23 protein-coding genes and 7 pseudogenes are annotated in these 24,910 nt (G+C 66.6%); 20 read left to right on the top strand and 10 right to left on the bottom strand.

Annotation, left to right across the window (positions count from 1 at the left end; translation table 11 throughout):
• Positions 1–752: 752 nt before the first annotated feature.
• Positions 753–2,402: pseudogene (locus tag ABT063_RS49530) on the top strand (alpha-hydroxy acid oxidase).
• Positions 2,403–2,455: 53 nt separating this feature from the next.
• Here ABT063_RS49530 and ABT063_RS49525 read toward each other — a convergent pair.
• From ABT063_RS49525 to ABT063_RS52550, 4 genes and pseudogenes are all read right to left on the bottom strand, one after another.
• Positions 2,456–3,223 (bottom strand): annotated as a pseudogene (locus ABT063_RS49525) (sulfite exporter TauE/SafE family protein).
• A gap of 131 nt (positions 3,224–3,354) precedes the next feature.
• Positions 3,355–4,413 (bottom strand): NAD(P)/FAD-dependent oxidoreductase, encoded by a 1,059-nt coding sequence (locus ABT063_RS49520; protein WP_351068423.1) that lies wholly within the window; start codon positions 4,411–4,413, stop codon positions 3,355–3,357.
• 1,034 nt (positions 4,414–5,447) lie between these two features.
• Complete coding sequence (locus ABT063_RS49515) at positions 5,448–5,849, bottom strand: hypothetical protein (RefSeq protein ID WP_351068421.1); 402 nt, start codon at positions 5,847–5,849, stop codon at positions 5,448–5,450.
• Positions 5,850–6,042: 193 nt separating this feature from the next.
• Positions 6,043–7,106: pseudogene (locus tag ABT063_RS52550) on the bottom strand (IS630 family transposase); the annotation flags it as partial.
• Positions 7,107–7,369: 263 nt separating this feature from the next.
• On the opposite strand from ABT063_RS52550, the gene ABT063_RS49500 reads away from it, so the two are divergent.
• Positions 7,370–8,194 carry a DUF4231 domain-containing protein gene (locus tag ABT063_RS49500; protein WP_351068413.1) on the top strand — a complete coding sequence of 275 codons (825 nt, stop codon included), beginning with the start codon at positions 7,370–7,372 and terminating at the stop codon, positions 8,192–8,194.
• A 546-nt stretch (positions 8,195–8,740) separates the two neighbouring features.
• Here ABT063_RS49500 and ABT063_RS49495 read toward each other — a convergent pair.
• Together ABT063_RS49495 and ABT063_RS49490 are read right to left on the bottom strand one after the other, a co-directional pair.
• Positions 8,741–9,586: a DUF4365 domain-containing protein gene (locus ABT063_RS49495; protein WP_351068410.1), complete on the bottom strand. Its 846-nt coding sequence runs from the start codon at positions 9,584–9,586 to the stop codon at positions 8,741–8,743.
• Positions 9,587–9,788: 202 nt separating this feature from the next.
• A pseudogene (locus tag ABT063_RS49490) lies at positions 9,789–9,921 on the bottom strand (IS5/IS1182 family transposase); the annotation flags it as partial.
• 216 nt (positions 9,922–10,137) lie between these two features.
• Between ABT063_RS49490 and ABT063_RS49485 the strand changes: the two are divergent.
• The 14 genes and pseudogenes from ABT063_RS49485 to mtnB all read left to right on the top strand — a co-directional run bounded on the left by ABT063_RS49485 (position 10,138) and on the right by mtnB (position 20,812).
• Positions 10,138–10,992, top strand: a complete 855-nt coding sequence (locus ABT063_RS49485; RefSeq protein WP_037699457.1) for a MerR family transcriptional regulator — start codon at positions 10,138–10,140, stop codon at positions 10,990–10,992.
• 114 nt (positions 10,993–11,106) lie between these two features.
• Entirely contained in the window at positions 11,107–11,856 is a 750-nt protein-coding gene (locus tag ABT063_RS49480) for a transposase family protein (RefSeq protein WP_351068407.1), read from the top strand.
• A 61-nt stretch (positions 11,857–11,917) separates the two neighbouring features.
• Positions 11,918–12,445, top strand: coding sequence for a type I glutamate--ammonia ligase (locus ABT063_RS49475; RefSeq protein ID WP_351068405.1), 528 nt, complete (start codon positions 11,918–11,920; stop codon positions 12,443–12,445).
• 19 nt (positions 12,446–12,464) lie between these two features.
• Entirely contained in the window at positions 12,465–13,190 is a 726-nt protein-coding gene (locus ABT063_RS49470; RefSeq protein ID WP_351068403.1) for a 2OG-Fe dioxygenase family protein, read from the top strand.
• Between the two features lie 59 nt (positions 13,191–13,249).
• Entirely contained in the window at positions 13,250–13,759 is a 510-nt protein-coding gene (gene speD / locus ABT063_RS49465) for an adenosylmethionine decarboxylase (RefSeq protein ID WP_351068401.1), read from the top strand.
• Positions 13,760–13,762: 3 nt separating this feature from the next.
• The gene (locus ABT063_RS49460; protein WP_351068399.1) at positions 13,763–14,197 is read left to right on the top strand and encodes an ester cyclase; all 435 of its coding nucleotides are present in this window, start codon (positions 13,763–13,765) and stop codon (positions 14,195–14,197) included.
• Positions 14,194–15,432 carry a kynureninase gene (gene kynU, locus ABT063_RS49455; protein WP_351068397.1) on the top strand — a complete coding sequence of 413 codons (1,239 nt, stop codon included), beginning with the start codon at positions 14,194–14,196 and terminating at the stop codon, positions 15,430–15,432. Before ABT063_RS49460 ends, kynU begins: the two co-directional genes overlap by 4 nt.
• A 70-nt stretch (positions 15,433–15,502) precedes the next feature.
• Positions 15,503–16,492: a DMT family transporter gene (locus tag ABT063_RS49450; protein ID WP_351068394.1), complete on the top strand. Its 990-nt coding sequence runs from the start codon at positions 15,503–15,505 to the stop codon at positions 16,490–16,492.
• A 48-nt stretch (positions 16,493–16,540) separates the two neighbouring features.
• Positions 16,541–16,756, top strand: a pseudogene (locus ABT063_RS49445) (IS256 family transposase); the annotation flags it as partial.
• A 92-nt stretch (positions 16,757–16,848) separates the two neighbouring features.
• The gene (gene mtnA / locus ABT063_RS49440) at positions 16,849–17,838 is read left to right on the top strand and encodes an S-methyl-5-thioribose-1-phosphate isomerase (protein ID WP_351068392.1); all 990 of its coding nucleotides are present in this window, start codon (positions 16,849–16,851) and stop codon (positions 17,836–17,838) included.
• A gap of 109 nt (positions 17,839–17,947) precedes the next feature.
• Positions 17,948–18,764, top strand: a pseudogene (locus ABT063_RS49435) (S-methyl-5'-thioadenosine phosphorylase).
• Positions 18,765–18,870: 106 nt separating this feature from the next.
• The gene (locus tag ABT063_RS49430; RefSeq protein ID WP_351068390.1) at positions 18,871–19,464 is read left to right on the top strand and encodes a 1,2-dihydroxy-3-keto-5-methylthiopentene dioxygenase; all 594 of its coding nucleotides are present in this window, start codon (positions 18,871–18,873) and stop codon (positions 19,462–19,464) included.
• Entirely contained in the window at positions 19,461–20,201 is a 741-nt protein-coding gene (gene mtnC, locus ABT063_RS49425) for an acireductone synthase (RefSeq protein WP_351068387.1), read from the top strand. The genes ABT063_RS49430 and mtnC overlap by 4 nt, the downstream gene beginning before the upstream one ends.
• Positions 20,198–20,812 carry a methylthioribulose 1-phosphate dehydratase gene (mtnB, locus tag ABT063_RS49420; protein ID WP_351068384.1) on the top strand — a complete coding sequence of 205 codons (615 nt, stop codon included), beginning with the start codon at positions 20,198–20,200 and terminating at the stop codon, positions 20,810–20,812. The genes mtnC and mtnB overlap by 4 nt, the downstream gene beginning before the upstream one ends.
• Positions 20,813–20,998: 186 nt before the next feature.
• Here mtnB and ABT063_RS49410 read toward each other — a convergent pair.
• Positions 20,999–21,231 (bottom strand): annotated as a pseudogene (locus ABT063_RS49410) (transposase); the annotation flags it as partial.
• A 136-nt stretch (positions 21,232–21,367) separates the two neighbouring features.
• Positions 21,368–22,084, bottom strand: a complete 717-nt coding sequence (locus ABT063_RS49405; protein WP_351068383.1) for an NAD(P)-dependent oxidoreductase — start codon at positions 22,082–22,084, stop codon at positions 21,368–21,370.
• 95 nt (positions 22,085–22,179) lie between these two features.
• Between ABT063_RS49405 and ABT063_RS49400 the strand changes: the two genes are divergently transcribed.
• Complete coding sequence (locus tag ABT063_RS49400) at positions 22,180–22,863, top strand: TetR/AcrR family transcriptional regulator (protein ID WP_351068380.1); 684 nt, start codon at positions 22,180–22,182, stop codon at positions 22,861–22,863.
• A 111-nt stretch (positions 22,864–22,974) separates the two neighbouring features.
• Here the strand turns inward: ABT063_RS49400 and ABT063_RS49395 are convergent, their stop codons facing one another.
• On the bottom strand, positions 22,975–23,508 hold the full coding sequence (locus tag ABT063_RS49395; protein WP_351068425.1) for an AAA family ATPase: 534 nt from the start codon (positions 23,506–23,508) through the stop codon (positions 22,975–22,977).
• A 12-nt stretch (positions 23,509–23,520) separates the two neighbouring features.
• A complete protein-coding gene (locus ABT063_RS49390; RefSeq protein WP_351068377.1) occupies positions 23,521–23,877 on the bottom strand; it encodes a hypothetical protein in 357 nt (118 codons plus the stop codon).
• On the opposite strand from ABT063_RS49390, the gene ABT063_RS49385 reads away from it, so the two are divergent.
• The 3 genes from ABT063_RS49385 to ABT063_RS49375 all read left to right on the top strand — a co-directional run.
• Entirely contained in the window at positions 23,876–24,100 is a 225-nt protein-coding gene (locus ABT063_RS49385) for a hypothetical protein (protein ID WP_351068427.1), read from the top strand. The genes ABT063_RS49390 and ABT063_RS49385 overlap by 2 nt on opposite strands.
• Entirely contained in the window at positions 24,004–24,579 is a 576-nt protein-coding gene (locus ABT063_RS49380) for an Imm21 family immunity protein (RefSeq protein ID WP_351068375.1), read from the top strand. The genes ABT063_RS49385 and ABT063_RS49380 overlap by 97 nt, the downstream gene beginning before the upstream one ends.
• The coding region (locus ABT063_RS49375) for a copper chaperone PCu(A)C domain-containing protein (RefSeq protein ID WP_351068372.1) at positions 24,482–24,910 on the top strand (429 nt) is incomplete at its 3' end. The genes ABT063_RS49380 and ABT063_RS49375, both read left to right, overlap by 98 nt.

Genomic DNA, 24,910 nt, shown 5'->3' with positions numbered 1-24,910 from the left:
CATCCCCACCCCCCGCGCCTTCTTGGGGGCGCGCGGGTGGGCCCCCCCATCGGCGGGGGGCCGCCGCCCGGCCCCCTCGGGGGCGGGCCCCCGGCGCTGCGTCGTGGTCAGCGGGCGGCGAGGGCGGCGCGGTGCTCCTGGCGGTGCGCGACGGCCGCGGGCTCGGCGAGGGCCCTGACGTGGTGGGGGGCCGCCAACGTCGCCGTGCTCGGAGCAGACGACAGTGAACTGCGTGCCGGCCGGTGCAGCCGGAGATGAGGTCGCGGGGCCGGCCGACGGCTTCACCGCATGCGTGCATGGACTGTTGTGGGGGTCTGTACAGGCGAACACCCTGTCCCGTTCCTCTGGTGTCGCTTCAAGGCGTATCTGTGACGCTTGGGCGGACGGGCTAGGGTCACCACCTGACGGAGCGCAGTTGCCAGTCTTTGACCGGCGCCCGTCCACTGGGCTCCCGGATCACGGACGAGCAGGACTTCCGCCGCCGTTCCCCCGAGTGGCTCAACTACGTCCAGGACGGCTATCCCCTGAAGGAACTCGCACAAGCGCTGGAGGCTGTCCGGCACATCCTGACCTCCAAAAACAGCATCAGGTTCCTTGTTCGAAGCTCGATAATCGGCATGAATACGGCTTCTCAGTGATGTGCTGAGCTGAGCCCACCGGGCGCGGGCCACCGGGCGGGGCCACCGGCCGTTATCAGCGGCGGAGACGGTGAGAAAGGCGCCCGTCGTCCTCCGTCGTCGGGAAACGCAAGCATGGGACCCCGTTCCGCGGGCACGTGCGACAAGGCTGAAAAAGCCGCTGCATTACCCACCTCCGGACGCGGAGAATACGTCGGCACGACACAGCGACAGGCGAACGTGTGGGAAACCAACTGCACTCTCTCCACGTCTTCGGCCAACTGCAGGAGGCCCGAGACCTCCTGGAAAAGCAGCCTCCGACGCCGGACTCGACATGAAACCAATCGAACTCGTCAAGATCAGGGCGGCCTCGCAAAGCTGCGCGTTCTGCCCCAGGAGCACCCGCGCTCGCGCTCACCGAGACCATCGGCAAGCCGTCGCGGCCCAGGACGTGCCCGACGACCTCGACCCGGAGACGACCTCGGTGCCCACCAAGGAGCAGTACCCGGCGATCGTCTGGTCGATCAGCCTCATCAGTCCCCGCCGGCCCTCCCTGCCGAAACAAGGTATTCCATGACGAAACGACGCGTGCCGCGCCCCCGCGAGCTGGCCCAACTTCTGCGTCCCAAGCCGTTCGTGCTGGATCCGACCAGTCGGCGGCTGTCATCCGTATACTCCATCCACGACCTGCGCCGCGTCGCCCGCAGGCGCACCCCCCGCGCGGTGTTCGACTACACCGACGGAGCGTCGGAGGGCGAGGTCAGCCTGCGGCGCGCCCGGCAGGTGTTCCAGGACATCGAGTTCCATCCGCATGTGCTGCGCGGTGTGGCTGATGTGGACACCAGCACCGAGATCCTGGGCAGGCGTTCGGCCCTGCCGTTCGCCTGCGCCCCGACGGGGTTCACCCGCATGATGCACCACGAGGGCGAACGGGCCGTTGCCTCCGTCGCCCAGCGGGTGGGCATCCCGTACGCCCTGTCCACCATGGGGACGACGTCGATCGAGGACATCGCCCGTGTCGCCCCGAACGCGCGCAAGTGGTTCCAGCTCTACGTGTGGCACGACCACGGAGCGGGACGGGAGCTGATGCGACGGGCGCACGAGGCTGGGTACGACACGCTCCTGCTGACCGTAGACACCCCTGTGGGGGGCGCGCGCCTGCGGGACATGCGCAACGGGCTGACCATCCCGCCCCGGCTCACCCTCAGCACGTTGCTGGACGGTGCGACGCATCCGTTCTGGTGACTGAACCTCCTGACCACCGAACCCCTCACCTTCGCGTCCCTCAGTTCCTGGAACGGCACGGTCGCCGACCTGATCAACACGATGTTCGATCCGGCTCTCGACCTCGAAGACCTCGACTGGGTGCGGCAGAGCTGGCCCGGAAAGCTCGTGGTGAAGGGGATCCAGAGCACCGACGACGCCCGCGTCGTCGTCAAACACGGCGCGGACGCGGTGCTGCTGTCCAACCACGGCGGCCGCCAGCTCGACCGAGCCCCGACCCCACTGGAACTGCTGCCGCAGGTCCGAGACGAGATCCAGGAGGAGGCGGAAGTCTGGCTGGACGGCGGGATTCTCTCCGGGGCGGACATCGTGGCCGCGATCGCCCTGGGCGCCGACGCCTGCCTGGTCGGCCGGGCTTATCTGTACGGCCTGATGGCGGGCGGCGAGCGCGGCGTACAGTGCGCGGTGGACATCCTGCGCGCTGAGATCGTACGAACCATGCAACTGCTCGGCGTGCGGTCGACAGCCGAGCTGGGCCCCGCTCACGTCTCGCTGCGCTGACGTCAGCCGGAGCCCGGGCGGGATGCCCCGTCGGGGCCCAGGCTCGCGTCAGATCAGGTGGCGAAGAGGACCACGGACATGGTGCCCCCGATAGCCACCACCGTCCAGCGCAGCAGCTCCTCGTTCATCCAGCGGGCCAGTCTCGCGCCGAGGTAGCCGCCCACCAAGGCGGTCGGCGCCGCGACGGTCGCCATGACCCAGTCGACGGGTCCGAAGAGGGTGAAGATCAGCAGCGTGACGGTCGAATTGACCAGGGAGAGCGCCGCCTTGAGCGAGTTCAGACGGTGCAGGCTGTCGGATGTAGCCATGGCCAGCGCGACCAACATGATCACTCCGAGCGCGCCGGCGAATTAGCCCCCGTAGACACCGGCCGTGGTCATCACCACCGCCAGGGTGATCAAGCGCTCGGGACGTCTGTCATCGGTGCCCGAACCGGCCGCCCGCACCAGCTTCTTCACCTGCTTCTGTCCGGCCAGCAGCAGACTCGCGAAGAGCACCAGAACCGGGACGACCGTGTCGAAGCTCTTGCTGCTCGTGACCAGCAGCAGTGCCGAGCCGGCCACCGTGCCGATGCCGGTCACCACCGACAGCAGCACCAGCCGCCCTCTCGGTTCCGCCTTCAACTCCGGTGCGAAGCCGTAGACCTGGCCCGCGAATCCAGGCCAATTGGCCACGGAATTGGTGACATTGGCCACCTGCGTCGGCAGGCCGATCCCGACCAGCGCCGGAAAGAGCAGCAACGAACCGCCGCCGGCGATGGAGTTCACGGCGCCGGATAGCAATCCGGCCACTGCGACGACTGCGAGAACGCCCCACTCCATCAGCAAGACCTCAATCCGAACGGCATGGCGTGAAGAGACCGGTCAAACCCGCGGCGTATGTCCCATAGGGCTGACCGATTTTGATTCCGGGCTGATTCACCCGCAACAAGACGGCGACAGTCGTACACGCGTCAGCGGTGGAATTCGACCGCGCCCGTAAGCAGGTCTGCGGCTTCCCGGGCAATGGCCGGGGCGAGCCGGTAACCGCAGCCGTTCGCGGCGCCGGCGAACACCACCCGCCCCGCATCGTCCAGGACGTCGACAACCGGTTCCCTCTCCGGGCTGTAGGCATCGCAGAACACACGGCCCGACGCCCCGGACCTGATCATTTCGGGCGCCCACTCGTGCAAGCTGCTCCGCGCCTCCTCGACGTCCGCCCGGCTCAGCCCCCGAGCCACGGTGCCGGGATCGACGTCCCACTCCGTGCGGGTGAAGCTGTACAGCCAGTGACCCCGCTCGTGGATGGGGAGCAGGAAGGCATCCTCGTCCTGGAACACGACCACGCCGTCCGTCTCCGCCGGGCTCTGTTCGATGTGCAGGGCGACCACCTTCTTCACGCGGATCCCCATTGCCGCGACGAACGGTGCCAGCGCCGGGTCGGCGGTCCACGGTCCGGGGGCCAGGACCACCCGGTCGGCGGTGAGCGTGTCGCCGGTGCTCAGCCGCAGCACCACGTCACCGGCCCTCGGCTCGATGCCGGTGACCCCGACACCCTCGTGGAAGCCGACCCGGGACCGCAGCTCCCGGGCGAGCGCACAGGTCAGGCTGTGGACGTCGGTGTGGTGTCCGCCGCGGACGCGCCAGACCCGCGCGTCGGGTGGGATGCCGACGGCCGACAGGTCCTGATGGTCCGTCCGGGGGGGCTCGGCACCGCCGAGGTACGTCTCGCGTATCGCCCGGTCGTCGGCAGCGGCGGACACGACCGACACGGCGGTCGGACGGATCGGCAGGGACGGCCGCTGCCGCCTGAGTCGCTCATAGTAGTCCTGGCTGTACCGCGTCATCTGCCGCAGGCGCCCGGTCGCGCCCCGCGGCAGATGCAGGCCGGCCGAACGGCGGCTGGCACCGCCGCCGATCGCTTCCCGGTCCAGGACGGCGATTGCGGCGTGCGGCTCGCGCCCGGCCAACTCCCTGGCGATGAGGCAGCCGATGATCCCGGCGCCCACCACGGCGATCCGGATTCCTGCCACGGCGATCACGCTCCCGGGGGAACTCGTCGACGGTCGGCCCGGAGGACCACCTCAGGAAGGAGTCGCACTGCTCCTCGGACTTGATGCCCAGCATCCGATCGAGGATCCGCCGACTGCGCCAGGCGATCAGGCTCAGGTTGGGATCGGCCAGACCGCGCTGCCGGCGGACTCCGTTCTGGACGAAGATGCTGTGATCGGGCGGCCCGTCCCAGCAGGCGGCGAAGTCCTGGTCCACGCGGAGCTCCCCCTGCTCCCACTCCAGCCGGTCCGCGAGCGGCGCCAGCAGGTCCGGGTGGGTCGGCCGGAATCCGGTCGCCCACACGACGACGTCCGCCGTGAGCCGCTCCACGGCCTGCGGACGGTCCCCCAGCTCGAGGGTCCCTCACCCGCCTCGATCTGATTGCGCAGCGCCTCCGCAATGACCAGGTAGGTTCCGCGCGGACTGGCCTCCGGCACTTCGGCTCCTCTCACTCGACCCATTGCCCGATGCCAAGAGTGCCACCCGGGCCCGGCAGCGCATCGACGGACATTCAGTGTCCCATGTGTCCGGCTGTCCGGTTAGGCCTCTCACCTGCGCAGACAGTCCGGACAGCTCATGGTGCTGGTGTCCGGGCTGTCCGGCTACAGCCGCCGGAGTTTGGCCAACACAGGGAGCCGCCTTGCCGAACGCCGCACTCCGAAGTGCCGCAACTTCCATAACTAGCAGCAAGCAGCCCGGACGGAACGTCCAAGTCGCGCTCTTCCCAGGCGCAGCAAGCTGTGCTTTTCCCCGTGAGCCAGCCCAATCGATAATCAGGAATCAGCCTCCGCCCATCAGCCGAATCCGCGCCCCAAACCTAACGATTCTGCACGTGAGAGCGATGACGCGCACCAAGTGCATCACAGGCATCACCAGCACCACTAAGCACTACTCAGGTTGAACTGGCAGAGTCCGCGGGGAACGGTGCTGAGTCACAGGTCAGGGCCGTTGTCGGGCTGGCGGTCTCTTCGAGTTCTACCTGAGTACCGGGGCGTGATGCCTGAGGGCCGGCGGATCAGGCCCTGGCGGCGAACCACACGCCGAGACTCAATATGATGGCAAAAGACGCCGTGGCTTGAAGGGTCAATGGGCGAGACATGCGCACGTGCTGATCTCCCGATTCCGCGCTGATTCTGTACAGTTCGCGTAGCTCCGGCCGGTGTCCCACACCGGCGAACCAAATCGCTGCCACGGCGGAGCTATACATCGGTAGCAGCTGTTCCAGGTGAAACCTGTGCGAAGCACCGAAAATGATCACCCCAAAAAGCGCCACCAGGATTCCTGCGATTGACATCATCTCTTGTGTGCGATTTGCGGCTACCGATCGGTAAAACGTAACGCATCCGACGGATACGACGATGGCGACAACCCACCAGAGCGCCAGGGGCAGCTCCGGGGCGGAGGGAATGCTGGACACGCTGTGCTCCATGTGGGAGGTCTGACGCGGGAGGGGCGGGGTGAGACGACGGTTCACCCCGCCCCGTAGGGCGAACTTATCCGAACAGGCTGCCGACGATCGACGCGGCACCTGCGGCTACGCCACCGCGCGAGTCGGCAACCTGCTTGGTCTCATTGCCCACCGACCGTGCTGCCGCGGAGATCGCGTCGTCGTCCATGGTCAGACCGGTGGGTGGCAGACAGCCGTCGACCAGATGGGGCCGGTACTGGATCTTCTTCAGCTTCCGCTTGATCACGCGGGTCAGGTGCGTGAGGTCGACGGCGGCGAAGTCGGCCAAGTGCCGCTTGAGCAGCGACCAGATCCCCTCTGCCGGGTTCAACTCCGGAGCATAGGAGGGCATCTGGAAGATCTGTAACCAGTCCTGGTGCTCCTCGGCGAAGTCCGCCAGCTCCTTCACCAGGTGCACGTTCAAGTTGTCCCAGCACCACACCACCGGGGTACCGAGCTGCAGGTGGGTCATGACGATCAGATCGCGGTACTGGCGCCAGGAGAACGCCTTCGGCTCTCCCCGGCGCCCGTGCCAGATGTGCAGCTTGAAGAAGAACCGGGAGCGGTGTCCGGCGCGGTAGCAGACCACGCCGGCGATGTTGACCCGTCCTCGGTTGCGGCCACGTACCCGCACCACCGGCCGGGCTCCGCGCGGTGCCCACGTGCGTCCCTTCGGCGGCCTCAGCCCCTGGCCTGCCTCGTCCTCGAAGCAGATGTGGGCGCCCAGGTCCGCCGCAGTCCTTTTACCTGCGGCCACACCTTAGCCTTCCACACCTCGATCGCCTCGTCGTCGCGTTCGATCGCCCGCCGCAGGGGCACCTGCGCGGACCAGCCGTGCCGCCGCAACAGCTTCCACACGCCCTGGATCGTGTACCCGACGTGGAACATCCGCCCGATCAGCAGCTTGACCCGCTTCAGCGTCCACCCCTGGAACTCGTCGTCCCAGCCGTGCGCGAGCGGGCCCCGCTTCAACTCCCGCTCCAGCCGCTCCCACTGCCCGGGGCTCAGCCGTTCCACCGAGGCCGGCCCCTTCGAGCGCAGGGCGTCCGCACCGCCCCCCTCCCACTCCCGCCGCCAACGCCGCACCGACCGCGACGTCACCCGAAGCTCCCTCGCGACGGCCTCGGTCCTCTCACCGCGAGCGAACCGCCCGGCCGCCTCAAGACGCACCCGCTCCCGCTTTTCCTGCTCCTTGGGCGTCAACCCGCCCCCACGCGCGTACCGCATGACGACGTCGTACCGCAACGATCAAGAACCGTCACGGGCCACCGGACTCCGCGAGTTCAACCTGAGTAGTTCGACCACGGCTGATTCCAACAGGTGCGAAGCACCGACCGTTTCCAATCACATCCACCATCCAAGATGTCAATAGCGACCTTCTGAGCCAGAACCAGCTGTGCCACACATTTACCGAAACAGCTACTGCAATCACCGGTCTCCACTTGTACGATTCCCTGAGTCGCGTTCATGATCACAGGGGAGGGTGGGATGTGACGCGTCCTATTCAGTCTGCGAGCGGCCCCACAGAGCAACTTCTGGCACACACGACCGCAATCCTGGAGTTACAGGAGAAGATCCGAACAAGGAAAATCCAGCTCCGCACCCTATACGGGACGGGATTTGCAGCACTATTCGCCGCACTGGCGATATATGTTGCGACCATATCCACGTGGCGCACCGTTGACCTTGCTAAGGTCAACAGGATTGCTATACCGCTGACAGTCTTGTGTGCGATCGCATGCGGGGTCCTTGCTTACATGGAGCGTGAACGAGCAACACAGGACCGTAAGTCCGTCCGGAAGCTCCAATTGGAACTGGAGATCGCAGAGGAGCGGAGGCTTCTTCAAGCTTCCCAGCTTGGAGTCCCTGTAACTCAGCGCCAATTCACGTACAAGGACTCACTACCCCGAGAGCTTGATCAGCTCCGGACAGAAGCCCAGCATTACCGCAGGATCCACAACGCGTTCCAATCCATCATAATTATCGGCTCGCTGGGAACAACCACTGCCGCAAGCTTGGCCGATAACCCTGGGTACCTGAAATGGGTGACGGTCGGACTCAGCTTTACAGTCGGCCTATCCGCTGGTTTCACGGGGTACTTCAAGTACCGCGAGCGGAGCTTCTATCTACAACAGACTGCAGACGCCATCGAACAACATGCCACTGCATTTGAGCTAGGAATCCCGCCCTATACCGGTGACGAGAACGACAACCTGTCGAAGTTGACGAAGGAAGTCGAGTCACTGCGTGTCGAGCAACGCAAGAGGGAGCAGCAGCTCGACCAGCCGCACGAGGGGCGCGATGGAACGGTCTAGGAACATTGGGGACTCGACACGATGCAGCGCAGCACAAGACGGTGGATTCTGTCTCCCATCACGCAATGGCGTGCAGTCAGGCTCTCTACCAACCAAGGGGATGGTGTTGACGTCCAAACCGCCTGGGTTCTGGTGCGCTTGCGACGGAACCCAGCAGAGGCCGAATACGCCTTAGCTGAGAGCGGATTACCGAGGAGCTCAAATCCGGGTGTTCACTACGATGATTGGGACACCCTTTCACACGACGAGAGAATCCGCCGAAGCTCCTGGCTTGACCGCCACGGAAAATCACCGTTCCAACTACTAGGAATATCCGCGGACTTCATCGTCCGCGCCGGTATCGAGGTGACTGATTGGGGACCACCCCCAGACAGCCCCAGCCAGGCATAGACCGTCGACCACAGCCAGACACGGCGCGCAGCCTCCCAGCTATCCGACTGTGCGGTGTCCGGTCACAGACGGGCTGCAACACGCGGGGTGTTACAGCCCGTCGGCGAAGCCGACCTCTCAATGGGCGAGGAGCCGGAGGCGACTTCCGATCTGCCTCTAGTCATCCGGCATTTCCTCTACCCATCCCACATAATCCTCACCCGCCTTGATACAGCTCGCCCATTCCTCTGCAGTGTGACAGATAGTGACAGACCCGTCTGAATTCCGGTACTCGTACGGCGTACCCGCCTCGATAGAAAGAACGGTTTCAGCAGCCGAACGGATTACGTGCCTGAACACCTCCTCTGGAGTCGAATCGCGCTCTTTTGCCATCCAGTGCATCAATTCTAGAGTCGCACCAAATAGGCGCATTTCCATATTTCCGTCATGATGCTCGATTACCATGATTCCAGCTTGAGAGTCGTAGCTCACCTCGGCATTCATCGACTCAGAAAGCAAATCAACCAGAATTTCAGATCCGCGCTGCTCCCTATTGAGCCTCCTATGCCGAGAGACAGTCTGGGTACGCATCCTCTCCAACCCTTGCCCATCCAAGGAATTGCGCATCGGCACGAGGATTTTTGCTTTCACGCCCGAGGTGTCAACAGGAAGAGAGGTCTCTTGGATCATGTCCCATACTGCACCCCCAGTCTCCCTGTCCCAGATAACAAGAAAGACGGGGTCCGAGAACTTCAACCAGTGCTCAAGATGGTCAAGACTAATAGGATAACGCACATAGCCACCCCCCTTTCTGGTGTATCGGGAAAGGGTTTCCGTCGATTTAACTTGGACGTAGAAGGTGTACGGCGTCGCCTCTCCATCATCGAATATTCGAACCAACAAGTCTTCCCCGTAGTCCTTCCCGAGGACTTCCGCGGTCCAGCCTTGCAAAGTAAATGCTTCCTGCAATCTAGCGACAGATAGATCGGAATTCAGGTGAGCTCGTGGACGCCTGGGTGACATTTTGTTATTTAAGCATGTAAGCGCAGTGAAAGCCCCCTGAATGACCGAACGTCAAGTGATGCGACGGCACCGGCGGGTACGGGAAGCCACCCTGGCTGGCGGAGTCCAGGAACGTCTGGGGAGAGCAAGGAGCTACGACACCCAATGCAGAGTCTGACCCTGCCCCCGTCAGTCCGACACACCTCCGACACACTGAGGTCTTTCAGCGTTGCCGCTCCAGGGTGAGGACGGCTGCGGCGATTGACGTCATTTAGATTCGGGCTACACCGGGATCGGCGGAAGATGCGCCAGGCCTTCAGGCGTGCGATGCCGCGCTCGACCGGTGTCGGCGACGCGTGAATCGTGACCCACGTCCGACGGTTGAAAAGTGACCCCCACTACGTCAGTTGATGTTGGTCATTCCCCGGCGTCGGCCGCGGGAACCCGTCCGAGGTCGCGGCCGCGCATGCGGTAGTTGTCGCCCTTCAGCGAGATATCTGGATGGTGTTGTTGCACCTGTCGTAGCGGCATGTGGTGTGGTCGAGGCACCACAGCACGAAAGGCTCTGTCTGATGTACCCCTCCATCACGCCTCCCCGCCAGGTCAAGATCGGTGATGCGGCCGCGTTCGCCGGGACCACCCCACGTGCCATCCGCCACTACCACGAGATCGGCCTGCTGCCGGAGCCGGAGCGAGGTGGAGACGGCCGACGCCGCTACGGCTACGACGACATGATCCGCCTGCTGTGGATCCGCAAGATGGCAGCGGTCGGCATCAGCCTGGACGATATGCGGGCCGCCTTCGGCGAAGCCCGGGACATCGAGGAGATCCTGAGCAGGCTGGAGGAAACCTTGGCGGCGCGGGAGGCCGAAATCAAACGTCAGCGCGCGGCTGTCCAGCGCCTGCAGGTGGTGGGCAGCCCGCTGGGGCTGCTCGCCGAACTGGTCACGGACCGGCTAAGCCACCTGCCCCCGGGCGCGCTGCGCCCCTCCGACCTGGACGCCCTGCTGGTCACGGAACGGGTCTTCAGCCCGCTGGGCGCCGCCATCCAAGCCAGCGTGTTCATCGTGCTGGCCACCCACCCCGACCTGAGGGCCGAAGACGACCGTCTCGAAGCCGCCGAGGCCGCCCTCGACGACGGCGTCGATCCCCACGACCCACGCGTCGAAGAACTCGCCGTACAGCGATGCGCCCAACAAATGGCCCTGGATCAGGCCATCGAGGCAGCTGGGCTGGATGCGGCCGAGGAGAAGCTCTTCGAGATCTACGACGCCGACCTGAAAGGGGAGGAGGACACAAAGATGAGCGTCTCCGAAGCGATCACCAAAATGCCCTACGACTTCTCTCCCGCCCGGATGCGCTGTATGGAACTCACGGCACAACTCCTCGCCGACGCCCCTCCGCAGACCACTGAGGGCTTTCAGTGAGGGCTTTCAGTGAGCGCACCGACCGGGTGACAGCGACCTTGGCCACAACGCACAAGGCTCCCGTGCCGTTGAGGGAGGTGTTCGAAGTCTCAACCCATCGGCGCAGGAGCCCTGTTGATCCCTCATCCTGCCGCACTCGACCTGCCCCATGCGCTCATCGAGTGGGTCACCATGGTCATCGTCACCCGCGAGGGTGACCGCCGCTGCAAGCTCCCACCGCACCAGCGTGCCCTGGTCGCTCTGGTGTACCTGCGCAAGCACGAGCCCCTCGCCCAGATCGCCTCCGGGTTCGGCATCTCGGTCGGCACCGCGCACGCCTACACCAACGCGGTCATCGAGCTGCTGGCCGCCCGCGCGCCCGGTCTGCTGCGCGCTCTGCGCGAGGCGGACCCCGAGTTCGTCCTGCTGGACGGCACCCTGGCCGAGTGCGACCGCCTCGGTGACGGCCGCGCCGACTACTCGGCCAAGCACCGCCGGCACGGGGTGAACGTGCAGGTGGTCACCGACCTCCATGGCGAGATGCTGTGGCTGTCTCCGGCCCTGCCGGGGCGCTGCCACGACCTGACCGCGGCCCGCGCCCACCGAATCATCAGGATCTGCGAGCGCCAAGGAGTACCGATCCTCGCCGATCGCGCCTACATCGGTGCCGGCGCATGGGTGACCACACCGGCCAGACGGCCTGCGGGAGGCGAACTGACGCTCACCCAACAGACCGTCAACCGCGCGCTGTCGAAAGCACGGGCCCCGGTCGAGCGCGGCATCGCACGCCTGAAGTCCTGGCGCATCTTCCGCCGATCCCGGTGCAGCCCGAATCGAATGACGTCAATTGCCGCAGCCGTCCTCACCCTGGAGCGGCAATGCTGAAAGATCTCACTGTGTGGTGCCTCAGCACGCCGGACTGCTAACAGCCCAGGTCACACGCGGTATGGGGTCTGAACGGCACAATCACTCCGGAATCGTGGCCCACCTCCCCGCGCTGACCGCGCTCGCCTCCTCGACGGTCAACTCCTATCGCCGTATGTGGGATGCGGGGCTGTGGGCGCCGTTCACTCCTCACTGGGGCTACCAGAACCGCACCTGCGCCGTCCGGATATCCGCACCGGACCGCATCGAGTTCCGGGTCGCCGACGCCATGACCAACCCGTACCTCATGGCGGCGGGGCTCCTGACGGCAGCGGACGACGGGCTGAGGAGGTGCCTGGACCCCGGTGAGCCGCTCGCAGCGAGCGCCTACGACGTTGCGCACGAGTCTCCCAATGCCCAGGGCCTTGCCCGCCTGCCCGCGAATCTGGGCGACGCCCTGACGGCCTTGGCGGACGACCCCGTGGTCCGAAGCGCACTGCCGGGTCAGCTGTACACCACTTACACGTGTCTCAAGCGCGACGAATGGGAGCGGTTCCTGGCCACCACCACCTCATGGGACTTCGACACCTACCTCGACTACACACCCTGAGCACCCGAGGGAAGTGAGTATGACGACGTACCCCGAACTCTTCGGTCCTCTGCCACCGGAACGATTCACCGACGACCCGGCAGTCCTGCTGCCCGGGCAAGCGGCTCTCGACGCCAGGCTGAGCGACGGTCTGCGCGAACTCGCCGAGGACTTCGAGGACCTCGCCGACGACCAGTGGCTGAAGACGGACTACGTCTTCCGGCAGAGGCGCTTCAGTCTCTTCGCAGTGGACGTGGAGGAGCGACGCGTCGAGTCACTGGAGGACAGGGCCTTCTTCCAGAGCACCGAACTCAACCCGTATGCCGGCGGTGTGCACCGGAAGTTCGAGCCGCTGGCCGCCCGCACTCGCGTCAACCCGTTCCTGATCCAGCTCATGTGGGACGTGCTGGCCGTCCTCCCGGAAGACCGGGTCGCTTCCGCCCGCACCTGGGAAATCGGAGTGCATCTGATGCGAATCCTGGCCCGTCCGGACCGGCCCGGTTACCCGGCCCCGGAAGGCATGCATCACGACGGCCACGCCTTCACCTCCATCACGCTCATCGGGCGCTCCGGAGCAACGGGCGGCCGGAGTCGGTTCGCCGATCTCCAAGGTGACGTCTACCGGGAGCTCGAACTGGAAGAGCCGCTCGACACGGTTGTTTTCGAGGATCCGCGTTGCCTGCACGACGTCACCCCCGTCCTGGTAGCCGAGCACGCCGACCTCGCGACCCGTGACGTCTGCGGGTTCTCGCTCAACCCCCAATGAAACCCATGAACACCCGCTCCCCCATTGCACGCGGCCACCGACATACGAAGGAGGCCTCGGTGAGCCATCCCGCTCCCTCTGGGCAGCTTCCCCTGAACCCTGGAAAGCATCACGGTGGGGAAGAAGGCGCTGGAACCCACATCCTGGCTGACCTCATCGGTGCCAGCCGACTCGATGATCCCGCCCACGCCGAGACCGTACTGCGCGACTGCGCACAGGCCTCCGGAGCCTTGCTGCTCTACGTCCACGTCCACCACTTCGGCAAAGGCGGTGGCGTCTCAGGCGTCGCTGTTCTGGCCGAGTCCCACATCAGCGTGCACAGCTGGCCGGAGTACCAGTTCGCCGCGGTAGACATCTTCATGTGCGGATCAGCGGAGCCGAACAAGGCGATACCGGTGCTCCAGGCCGGGTTCCGACCCGAGCGGATCGTCGCCCAGGAGTTGGTCCGCGGCCTCGGTGCCCTGATCCCGCCCACCGCCACCTGCCCGACCACGGATGAGCCCGAGGACCGGGGCCAGGGGTCTCCGGGTCCTCTCCCCCTCCGAGCCGCCGACACGACCGAGAGGTGAGATATGCCCACCCGCAGCGAGAACGCGCGGCACGAGCTGATGCGGCACGTCTACGAGGACATCTGGATCGGAGAACTCTGGAACCAGGGTGAACCCGCGGGAGGCCGGGTGCTCGCCGAGCACTTCTTCGACCACCGGCCGATCGACGCGTTCCCCAATACCAAGAGCGGGCACATCTCCATGGCCCTCGACTGGCACCAGGCGTTCCCGGACTACAAGTTCGTGATTGAGGACGTCATCATCGAGGGCGACAAGATCGTCGCACGCTACAACTCCTCCGGCACCCACCTGGGAGTGCTCTCTGGGGTACCCGGGACCGGTCGGCGGGTGAGCCTCACCGGGATCGACATCATGCGCTTCGAGGGCGACCTCCTGGCCGAGTGGTGGCACAACGAGGACATGTACGACCTGATGCGACAGCTCACAGGAACGGCATGACGGCTCGGGACAGGACGTTCTTCGAGCTTCTGGACGAAAACGACGAACTCGCTGGCTTCCGGGAGGAGTTCGACCTCCCCGACGGCCTTGTCTTCCTCAACGGGAACTCTCTCGGAGCGCCACCGAAGTCCACCTGGCACCGCCTCTCCCGGGTGGTCCGGCAGGAATGGCGCCACGACATGAACGCCGCGTGGTGGACGCACGGATGGCTCGACCTGCCCACCGCGGTCGGAGACCGGATCGGGCAGCTCATCGGCGCGGCCCCAGGGCAGGTCGTTGTCGGGGAGTCCACCTCCGTCAACCTCTTCAAGCTGCTGTGCGGAGCCCTCCGGGTCCACGCCGGATCCGGCCGTGAACGCCAGACGATCCTGACGGACACCAACAACTTCCCGAGCGACCTCTACATCGCGGACGGAATCACTCAACACGTCCACCCCGCTGCCCGCGTCAGAAGGGTCGACATCGAGTCGATCCCGGACGCCCTCGACGACGACGTGGCAGTGGTCATGCTGAGCCATGTTGACTACCGCACGGGGAAGATCCTCCCCATGAGTGAGATCAACAAGCGGGCGCACGCGGTCGGCTCGCTCGTCCTGTGGGACCTGTCCCACAGCGTGGGCGTGGTCCCGCTCGCGCTGGACGCCGACGATGCCGATCTCGCCGTGGGCTGCGGATACAAGTACCTCAACGGGGGCCCCGGAGCGCCCGGTTACATGTACGTCTCCGCGCGGCTGCTGCCTGACATGCAACAGCCGATCACCGGATGGCTTGGGCATGCGGACCCGTTCGCCTTCGAGGCTGACTACCGCCCGGCCCCCGGTATCGGCCGACTGACCACCGGCTGCCCACCACTGCTCAGCCTCGCGGCCCTCGACGAAGGCATTTCGCTGACCGCCAAGGCGGATCCAGTTCTCGTCCGCGCCAAGTCCTCAGCACTCACGGAACTGTTCATCGAGCTCGCCTCCGAGCGCCTGACTCCTTACGGGGCCGATGTGCTGAGCCCTCGGGCACAAGCGCAGAGGGGAGGTCACGTGACCCTCCGCCACAGAGCCGCTCGGGGGCTGATTGAGAGACTCGGCACGGAAGGCTTCATGGCCGAGCTCCGGGTCCCCAACCTGCTTCGGATCGGACTGTCGCCGTTGTTCGTTCGCTTTGTTGACGTCTGGGACAGCGTCGCAGCACTCGAACGGATCCTCGCCGGCGCCCTGGAAGACACAGCAGGGGATCAGCAGTAACACGCTTGGAAAGGAAGGGGCAGCAGTGCGGAGGGTCCGTTCGGCATTCTCTTGGATCTACCGGTCACCGGTGCTGCTGCTGTGCTTGGCCGCAGCCGGCTGGTCAGGCAACTTCGTGGTCGGCCGGCTGATCCACAGCACCGTCCCCCCCGTGAGCCTGGCGTTCTTCCGCTGGCTTACCGCCACCGTCGTACTGCTCCCCTTCGGGGCACCCCGGCTCCGGCGCGACCTGCCGGTGCTGGTCCAGCGCAAAGGGACAGTGCTGGTCCTGGCAGCCACCGGCGTGGCCGCCTACAACACGCTCATCTATGAGGGGCTCCAATCCACTACGGCGATCAGCGCACTGCTCATGCAGTCGATCATGCCTCTGCTCATCCTGGCCTTCGTCTTCGTCCTCTTCCGCGAGCGTCCCCAAGTCTTCCAGTTGCTGGGACTAGTCCTCTCCCTGGCCGGTGTGTGGGTGGTGGTGACCCAAGGAAGTCCTTTCGACACCGGCGCGCTCGCCCTGGGCGAAGGCCTCGGATGGATCCTCCTGGCCGTGATCAGCTACGCGCTGTACACCGCACTGCTGCGCCAGCGTCCGCCGGTGCACCCGCTGAGCCTGCTGACCGCCACGTTCGGCCTGGGCACCCTCATGCTGGCGCCCCTGGCCGCCGCCGAAGCGGCCTCCGGGCGTTTCCTGCCCCTGACAGCCGGCTCCGTCGCAGCAGTGGTGTACGTCGCCTTGGTCCCTTCCCTGCTGTGCTACTTCTGCTACAACCGCGGCGCCGAGTTGGTCGGCGCAGCCAGAGCAGGGCAATTCCTGCACCTGATGCCGGTCTTCGGCGCTGTTCTGGCTTTCCTCTTCCTCGGCGAGCGCCTCCACGGTTTCCATCTCGCGGGCGCAGCTTTCATCGGTGCCGGCCTCGCGATCGCCGCGGCCAAGCAACGTCCGGGTCACCGCCAGCCCCCACAGGAGGAAAGCGACACAGAAGGGCTAACCGCACGGAACAGCGAGCAATGCTCAAGTCCTGTGGAGCGGCTCGGGGAGGACCTACCTTCCCGGGTGACTGATCGATAGGTCACCGAGCAAGACCGGTGTTCGCAGCACCGGCCGGAAGGCACGTCCGTGCTCGGCGGAGTGAACGACGACGGCACCACTACCAACGGCTCCTCCTTGATCGCCGAGATAGTCCGGGAGGGCGTCCGCCGGATGCTGGCCGCCGCGCTGGAAGTTGAAGTCAACGCCTGTGTAACGGGGTTGCCTGATGAGCGCGACGAGCGTGGTCGTCGCCTGGTGGTGCGCTGCAACGGCTACCACCAGCCCAGGAAGGTCGCCACCGCGAGGAGTACGTGCGGCAACCGCACCGCTGTGCCCAGTGCAAGACCGTCACCAACAGCTGCAGCCCGACAGGACGCCTGCCGAGGGAGAGCCGGATGAAGACCTCGCTGAGCTGGGACGGCGAAGCCGTCATCGCCGTGGATCAGCGTGCGCTGCCAAGAGATTACCGCCTGCTGCGACTGGCTTCGGTGGACGAACTCATCGATGCCATCCGATCGTTGGCGATTCGCGGGGCACCGGCCATCGGCTTGGCCGGCGCCCTGGGAGTGGCTCTGTCCGCACGGTGGCATGGGGCCATGGCGAACGAGGTCACAGCGGAGGTGACAGCCGATGCGAGCCGTCTCGCGCATGCTCGTCCGACCGCGGTGAACCTTGAGTGGGGAGTCCGTCGTGCACTCGGCCGACTCCACGACGGCCCGGACGCCGTGCTGACCGAGGCGCTGGCGATGCTTGAGGAGGACGCCGCGACCAACCGCGCCGCATCCCTGCGCGCGGCTGACCTGGTGCTGTCGCTCACGAAAAGGCGTCCGCTGCGCCTCCTCACGCACTGCAATACGGGACGGCTCGCCACCGCCGCGTGCGGAACGGCGCTGGGAGCCATCCTCGAACTGGCGGAACGCGGATGTGTGGCCGAAGTACTCGTCGACGAAACCCGGCCGCTTCTTCAGGGCAGCCGCCTGACCGCCTGGGAGCTGGGCGAGGCCGGCGTGCCCTACCGGATATGCGTCGACTCCGCCGCGGCGTCCGCCATGGCCAGGGGTCTGGTGGACTGCGTGCTGGTGGGAGCCGACCGGATCACGGCCAACGGCGATGTAGCGAACAAGATCGGCACCTACGGGCTGGCTGTGGCGGCAGCCCACCATCGGATTCCGTTTTTCGTCGTCGCTCCTGAATCCACCTGGGACCGGTCCCTGCCCGAGGGATCGGCCATCCTCATCGAGGAACGCGATTCAGCCGAAGTCACCCACTGCGCGGGCACGGCCGTGTCTCCTGTCGATGCGGGCGTCTACAACCCTGCGTTCGACGTCACCCCCGCGAACCTCATCACAGCCACCGTCTCCGAACTGAGGACGGTGGCGCGGTGATCTCCGGAACACTCCTCCCCGACCTTCCCAAGCCCGGGGTGCGTGGGTGATGTGCCGCCCACCGGCGGAGCCCCTCAGTGAAGGAACCGGACGACGAGGGTGAACAGACATGAGCGGACAGACGGTCGAGCAGGCTGGGATCGGCGTCATCGGCGGCAGCGGGTTCTACGAACTGCTCACTGACGCGCGAAATATGGAGGTCAGCACACCATACGGTGATCCGTCGCATCCCTCCGCGGTGGGTGTCGTGGACGGCAGGCGGGTGGCCTTCCTGCCCCGGCACGGTGCGGGGCACCGATTCCCGTCACACAAGATCAACCACCGAGCGAATCTGTGGGCTCTGCGCGCCCTGGGCGTACGCCGGCTCCTGGCCCCCTGCGCAGTGGGGTCGCTTCGCCCGGAACTGGGTCCGGGCAGCATCGTGGTCCCCGATCAGATAGTGGACCGCACGACCGGGCGGGTACAGACCTACTACGACACGGGCGCCGTACCCGTGCCGTTCGCGGATCCGTACTGCCAAGAGGGCAGGATGACCGTGATCAAGTCCGCCTCATCCATCGGCACCGACGCCCACGACGGCGCAACCATGGTGGTAGTGGAAGGCCCGCGCTTCTCCTCCCGGGCAGAGTCGCAGTGGTACGCCGCGGCGGGGTGGTCCCTCGTCAACATGACCGGACATCCGGAAGCGGCCCTGGCACGAGAGTTCGCACTGTGCTACACGGCGGTGGCGCTGGTGACCGACCACGACGCAGGCATTCGGCGCGGTGAGAGCGTCGACCAGGAGACCGTCTTCGAGGTATTCCAGGCCAACCTGGAGCGGCTGCGGGCTGTCATCCTCGGGGCAGCAAAGCTGTTGCCCCGAAGACCGGACGTGCGCGTGTGTCACAGCCCTGGACGGGCTTCCCCTGCCTTTCGAGCTGCCCTGATGCGAACGTCAACGGCGTTCCCCAAATCCGCGAACTACTCACGGGATCCGTGGACCGCCCCGCAGAATGCGCCCGCCCGTCTGTTCCATGTCTCTCTGGAGCCGAAATGACACTTCTGATCACCTGGCCGGACTCAAGCCCCCAGACCGTTCTCCGCCGTACCTCCGACCCGGTCGAGATCGCCGCCGCCCTCGCCCCGCTCCGCGTACGTTACGAGCGCTGGCCCGTACGTCATGACGTGCCGACAGATGCCGACAGCGACACCGTCTTCGCCGCGTATCGCAGCGAAATCGACAGGCTGAACGAGAAAGAGGGTTTCCGCACGGTCGACGTCGTCGCCCTGCACCCCAGCGATGCCCCCGACTGGGCGGCCCGAGCCCGCGCCGCTCGGGAGAAATTCCTCAATGAACACACCCATGACGACGACGAAGTGCGCTTCTTCGTGGCCGGAGCCGGAATCTTCTACCTGCACGTGGCCGGCGAGGTCCACGCCGTGTGCTGCGAGAAGGGTGACCTGCTGGAGGTCCCGAAAGGAACGACCCATTGGTTCGACATGGGCGCTCAACCCTCCTTCACCGCGATCCGGTTCTTCCATGAGGAAGACGGCTGGATCGGCAACTTCACCGGCTCCGACATCTCGTCCCGGTTCCCCGACTTCGACGCGATACACGCCACCTACATCGCGGAGCGGGAAGCATGACCGTCACGTTCGAAGCCGACGCCGTGGTGCTCGACATCGAGGGCACCACCAGCGCCACCGAATTCGTGACGAAGGTGCTGTATCCGTACTCGCGCCAACGGTTCGGCACGCTGCTCACCGAACGGAGCCAAGAGGCCGACGTACGACGAGCGATTGACCAGGTGCGCAGGCTGCTGGGCGACCCAGAGGTGGACGCGGCAGGCATCGAAAGGGCTCTGAACAACTGGCTGGACGAGGACCGCAAAGCCACCCCGCTGAAAACGCTCCAAGGCATCGCGTGGGCCGAGGGTTTCGCGTGTGGCGACCTGGTCTCGCACTTCTACGACGACGTGGCGCCCGCCCTGCGCCTCTGGCACACCAAGGGCATACAGCTCCACGTGTACTCGTCCGGCTCGGTGGCGGCTCAGCGCGCCTGGTTCACACACAGCGCCAGCGGTGACCTGCTGCCTCTCATCGACGGACTGTTCGACACCGAGAACATCGGCCCCAAGCAGTCTCCCGATTCGTACAGAGCCATCAGCGACGTTCTCACCGCGCGGCCCGGCTACACCCTGTTCCTGTCCGACCGGCCGGCCGAGCTCGACGCCGCTCGGGCAGCCGACTGGCTTACCGCGGGGGTGCGACGCCCCGGCGAGCCGTACCACCTGCACGGCACCGGCGGTCATCCCGAGGTCAGGTCCTTCGCCGATATCCGGGTCAGCCGTGCCACTGTCAGCGATGCGAGGAGTACGCGGTGACGGAACCCACGACCGACCTCGATCCCGGGCTGGCAGAGGCTGGAGCGGTTCTGGCCACCGAGTCGGCCCGCTTCGCCTCCTTCGGCTGGATGCGGGGCACTTCCGGCAACCTCTCGGTGGTGACGAGCCGTGACCCGTTGCGTCTCGCGGTCACGGCCAGTGGCCTGGACAAAGGCGAACTGACAGCGTCTGACGTGGTTCTGGTCGACGCCGCCGGCAACGCCGTCAGCGGTGGCAGACCGTCAGCCGAGGCGGCGCTGCACGCCCGCGTCGCCCGGCTGACCGGTGCGGGCGCTGTTGTGCACGTCCATACCGTCGCTTCGGTTGCCGTCGCGTGGCGCAGACCGGAGGGGATCATCTTCCGCGATGTCGAAATGCTCAAGGGCGTCGGCCGACCGACGCACGCTGAGGAAGTGATGCTCCCGGTCATCGCGAACAGCCAAGACATGACGGTGCTCGGTGACCGTCTGGAGGCCGCCCGCGATCCGCGCATGCCAGCTGTGGTCGTGGCGGGACATGGGCTGTATGTGTGGGGTGCGGACCCTCGGCAGGCGCGGCACCACACAGAGGTCGTGGAATGGCTGTTGGAGCTCGAACTGGCCAAGGGGTGAGGGCAGTTCAGCGCGGGCGCCAGGTACGGACCTCGAGGTGGATGATCTGGGCGTCCGCACGGATGCGGCCGGTTTCTACGAGCCACTGGTGCACGGGGCGGTGACATCGCCGCCGGCGGCGTCCACTCGGCGCGCGAAGTCGGTGGCGTCGAAGCCGCCGGTCCGGACCGAGCCGTAGGGGTTGGAGGAGTCGATCACCGCCCACGACCAGTCCCGCTTGTTCGTCGACCGCAGTTCCTTCAGCAGCACCGCGTGCAGCCGTCCCACACTCCGGCTTCGTTCCACGCGGCCAGGCGCCGCCAGCAGGTCATGCCCGAACCAGAGCCCGGCTCTTGGAGCAGGTACGCCCACTGGATGCCGGTGTGCAGCACGCACAGGATCCCGCACAACGCCTGCCGGTCCGGCACGCGAGGCCGGCCCTCCGCCAACAAGCCGACAGTCACATGATCAACAGTTTTTGTCAGAGCCAGTAAGAGCGAGACACGGCAGTCGTGACGCCCGCAGTGCGCTGTAGCGCCAACTCGGGCCGTCGGCACTACAACCTGTCCGCCCCGGCTAGGCGTGGTCGTGGGGGCCGCCGGTGTGGGCGAGGGCGCTGGGGGTTCGGCAGCCGACGATCGCCGGGGCCTCCTGGACGAGCGTGTCGTTGGTGAGCGCTTCCACCATGAACAGCGCGAAGTCCACCCGGCGCGTCAGATTGCTGGACAGTACCGGGTCGCCCACGTGCCGACTCCACACGGGCAGGCCCTGGCTTTCGCCCTCCTCCAGGCTGCTGCCGCGCACCACGGTCCACCGGGTGTCACTGGCGAACACCCGCCGGCACGCCTCCACCTGGTCGTCGAGCTCGACGGCGCGGACGAGCTTGCCCAGCGCGGCGGCGATCCGGACGCCCATGGTGAACATCCGCGAGTACTGGTCCTTGCCGTCGCGCGTGATGTGCCAGCCGCAGGAGAAGACCAGGCGCGCACCCGGCCGTGCGTGATCGAGCACCGCCTGCGCCGTGCCCGACGCGTACTGCCGCACACCCCAAGGCGCCAGCACCGTCAGCACCCCGTCGCACCCGGCGACCGCCCGCCGGATCACCTCCGGGTCGTTCGTGGGGCCGGGGACGACGGTCATCCGGCCTTCGAACGCGGCCAACTTCGGCACGCTGCCCTCCCGGCACACGCCGACCACCTCGTAGCCGCGTTCCAGGGCGTGCTCGACCATGTACTGCCCGAGCTTCCCCGAAGCCCCGACGATGCAGACCTTCTTCACACGATCCGCGCTCATGGCGCATCCCTTTCGCCGGCCTGCTGACCTTATGCTCTAAGGCAAGCTAGCCTTATGCTGTAAGGCAGTCAAGGGGGAGCGAAGAGGAGGGGCGGATGCGCGAGGGAGGCAAGAACCGGCGCGGGGCCTCGGCGCGCACCCCGCTCAGTCGCGAGCGCGTGATTCGTACGGCCGTGGCGGTGGCGGACGAGAAGGGGGCGGCCGCGCTCACCATGCGGGCCATCGCCGAACCGCTGGGAGTCGAGGCGATGTCGCTCTATCACCACGTGGCGGGCAGGGAGGACATCCTCGACGGCATGGTGGACGCGGTGTTCGGCGAGATCGACCTGCCGCCGCGCGACACGGACTGGAAGAGTGCCGTGCGTCACCGCGCGGTCTGCGCCCGTGCCGTCCTACGGCGCCATCCGTGGGCCATCGGCCTGATGGACTCCCGCTCCCAGCCCGGCCCCGCGACCCTGCGCCACCACGACGCCGTCATCGGAGCCCTGCGCGCCGGAGGATTCTCCGTCCCGATGGCCGCGCACGCCATCTCGCTGATCGACAGCTACCTGTACGGCTTCGTGCTCCAGGAACTGAGCCTGCCCTTCACCGGCGCGGCGGAGCTGGACGAGGTCGCGGGCGCCATCCTGCGCGAGATGCCCGCCGACGCCTACCCCCACCTCACCGAGCTGGCCACCGAGCACGTGCTCAAGCCCGGCTACGACTACGCCGACGAGTTCACCTTCGGCCTCACCCTCATCCTCGACGCCCTCCACCCGGACGAGACCGCGAGCGCCTAGCCAGTTCAGAGAAGTCATGGCCGCCAAGGGTGAGACGGCCTTGGTGGTCGACGTCACCCGCGCCACCTCCAGCCGGTGACGCCACGCCGCGCGCCTGCACCAGAGCGCCGGTCAGCGGTCCAGTGCGGGCAGGTGGGCCAGGCCGGTGTCGAGCATGATGCGGTCGACGGTCTCGTGCAGTGCGCTGTCGGCGCCGATGACGGTCTCGGTGCCGCCGGGCAGCAGATCGCGCGGCCGGTACCAGTCGCGCAGTTGCGTCTCGGTGACGTCATCGGCGATCGGCTTGGTGGCGTGCCGGGCGAGGGTCTCGGTGAACGGCACGTCCAGGTAGTAGCCGTGGGTCGGGCCGCGGTGGTCGGCGCTCAGCTGGGCGAGCATGTCGCCGTAGCGGTCGGCGTAGAAGATGCCTTCGACGACGACGTGAAACCCGGCGTCAAGGGCGTAGCGGGCCGTCAGGTCGATCAGGCCGATGTTCGCCGCTCCCGGCCGGTCACGTTCGCGGAGCACTATGCGGCGAAGGTTGTCCTGGCCGACCAGGGCCAGGCCGCGGCCGAACTTCTCACGGAGGCCGGCCGCGACGGACGACTTCCCTGACGCACTGTTGCCGCGCAGCACGACCAGCCGGGTCTCTTCGGTGCCCACCATCATGGAGGCACGCTACCGGCCCACAGGTGTGGCCAGGAGTGTGCTGACCTGCCGTGGTGGGGCGCGCGGTGGCATGGTCGGGGTCATGGTCGGGCCGTGTGGCGTCCCGGCCGGGGCGGTGGGCGGCCACCCGGTGGTGTGGTTGGGTCCGCGTGCAACTTGCAACTGCACGGCGGTGAAGGCCTGTCCGCGGTGCCGGACCGGCGCCGCCCGGCCAACGATGTTCCCCTCGACCTGCCCCAACCTGTCGCTGACCTGGCCCTTCACCAGGTCGGGGTTCGCCGCAGCCACGCCGTCCTGAGCCCGGACGGATTCGCCCTGGCTCTTCCCCGGCGGCCAGCCCGGCCGCCCGATCAGTGTCTGGGCCATGGGAGTGCGGCTCCGCAAGCTCGGCATCAGGCTCGCAGAGGCCCGCTCAACCGCTCTGTTCCAGCTCGCCACCGAGCTGCCCGCCGCGGTCCTCGCCCGCACCCTCGGCATCACCGTCGCCGTCAAATGGCAGGGGGCCGCTGCTGGACACTGGGGGCGCCTACGCGGCCGAGATCAGCCGACGCGACAGCTCATGCCCCCTGCCCTCACCCGCACCAGTTGAACGGAGATCGCAATGACACATACCTGGGTCCCGATGACGAAGGCGACTACGGCCGCGCCTGCTCAGTCGAGGACCTCATCGGCATCATCGAAGTAGGCCCCGCACAGGCACTCGTGCTCGGCAACGACCCCGCAGCCACGACGTTCCCGGGGGCGCAGCGACAGGCGGACAGCCGGCGTCCCGGCCGAGGGGGTGTCCACTCGTCCGCCGGCACGTGCTGCCGAGCTGCTCGTGCTTGCCGCTCCCTTTCGCTCACAGCTTGCGCTCCCCTGACGAGTCCTCCGTCTGGCCGAAAGGGTGACGCCAGGCGGCAAAGGCGTGGCATGCCTGTCAGCGGTGGCCTGTGCGCTGCGGGAACTTCAAGCGAGAGGTGGCACAGAGATGTACGCGATCATGACGGGGCCGAGGCGGAGGGCAGTCGCCTTCCTCGTGGCGGGCTGTCTCGCCGCCGTGTGGGGTACGACGGGATGCGGCAGTGATGAGAACGAGTTCAACCCGCCGGGCGCCAACGCCCGTCTGGGACCGGTTCTGATCCGCTACGCACACATCGCCGAACCCCCCGACGGCCCGTGGGAGCCGGGCGACGACGCTCCGTTCTACCTCTGGCTGTTCAACCAGGGACAACGCGAGGACAGGCTGCTCGGCGCGGAGACGGCCGTCGCACGCTCCGTGGACATCGTGAGCGCGGACGGCACTGTACGAGGCCCGGTCGGACTGCCCACCGGGAATCTCGTCGAACTGGAGAAAGGACGCGCCCACCTGCTGCTCAGGGACCTGCGTCAGCAGATCCGGGGCGGGGACTTCGTGTGG

Origin of the sequence: Streptomyces sp. NPDC002838 (genome assembly GCF_040295365.1) — a bacterium.
GTDB lineage: Bacteria > Actinomycetota > Actinomycetes > Streptomycetales > Streptomycetaceae > Streptomyces.
The sequence above is the reverse complement of the archived record's forward strand: the minus strand, read 5'-3'. Positions and strand labels throughout refer to the sequence as shown.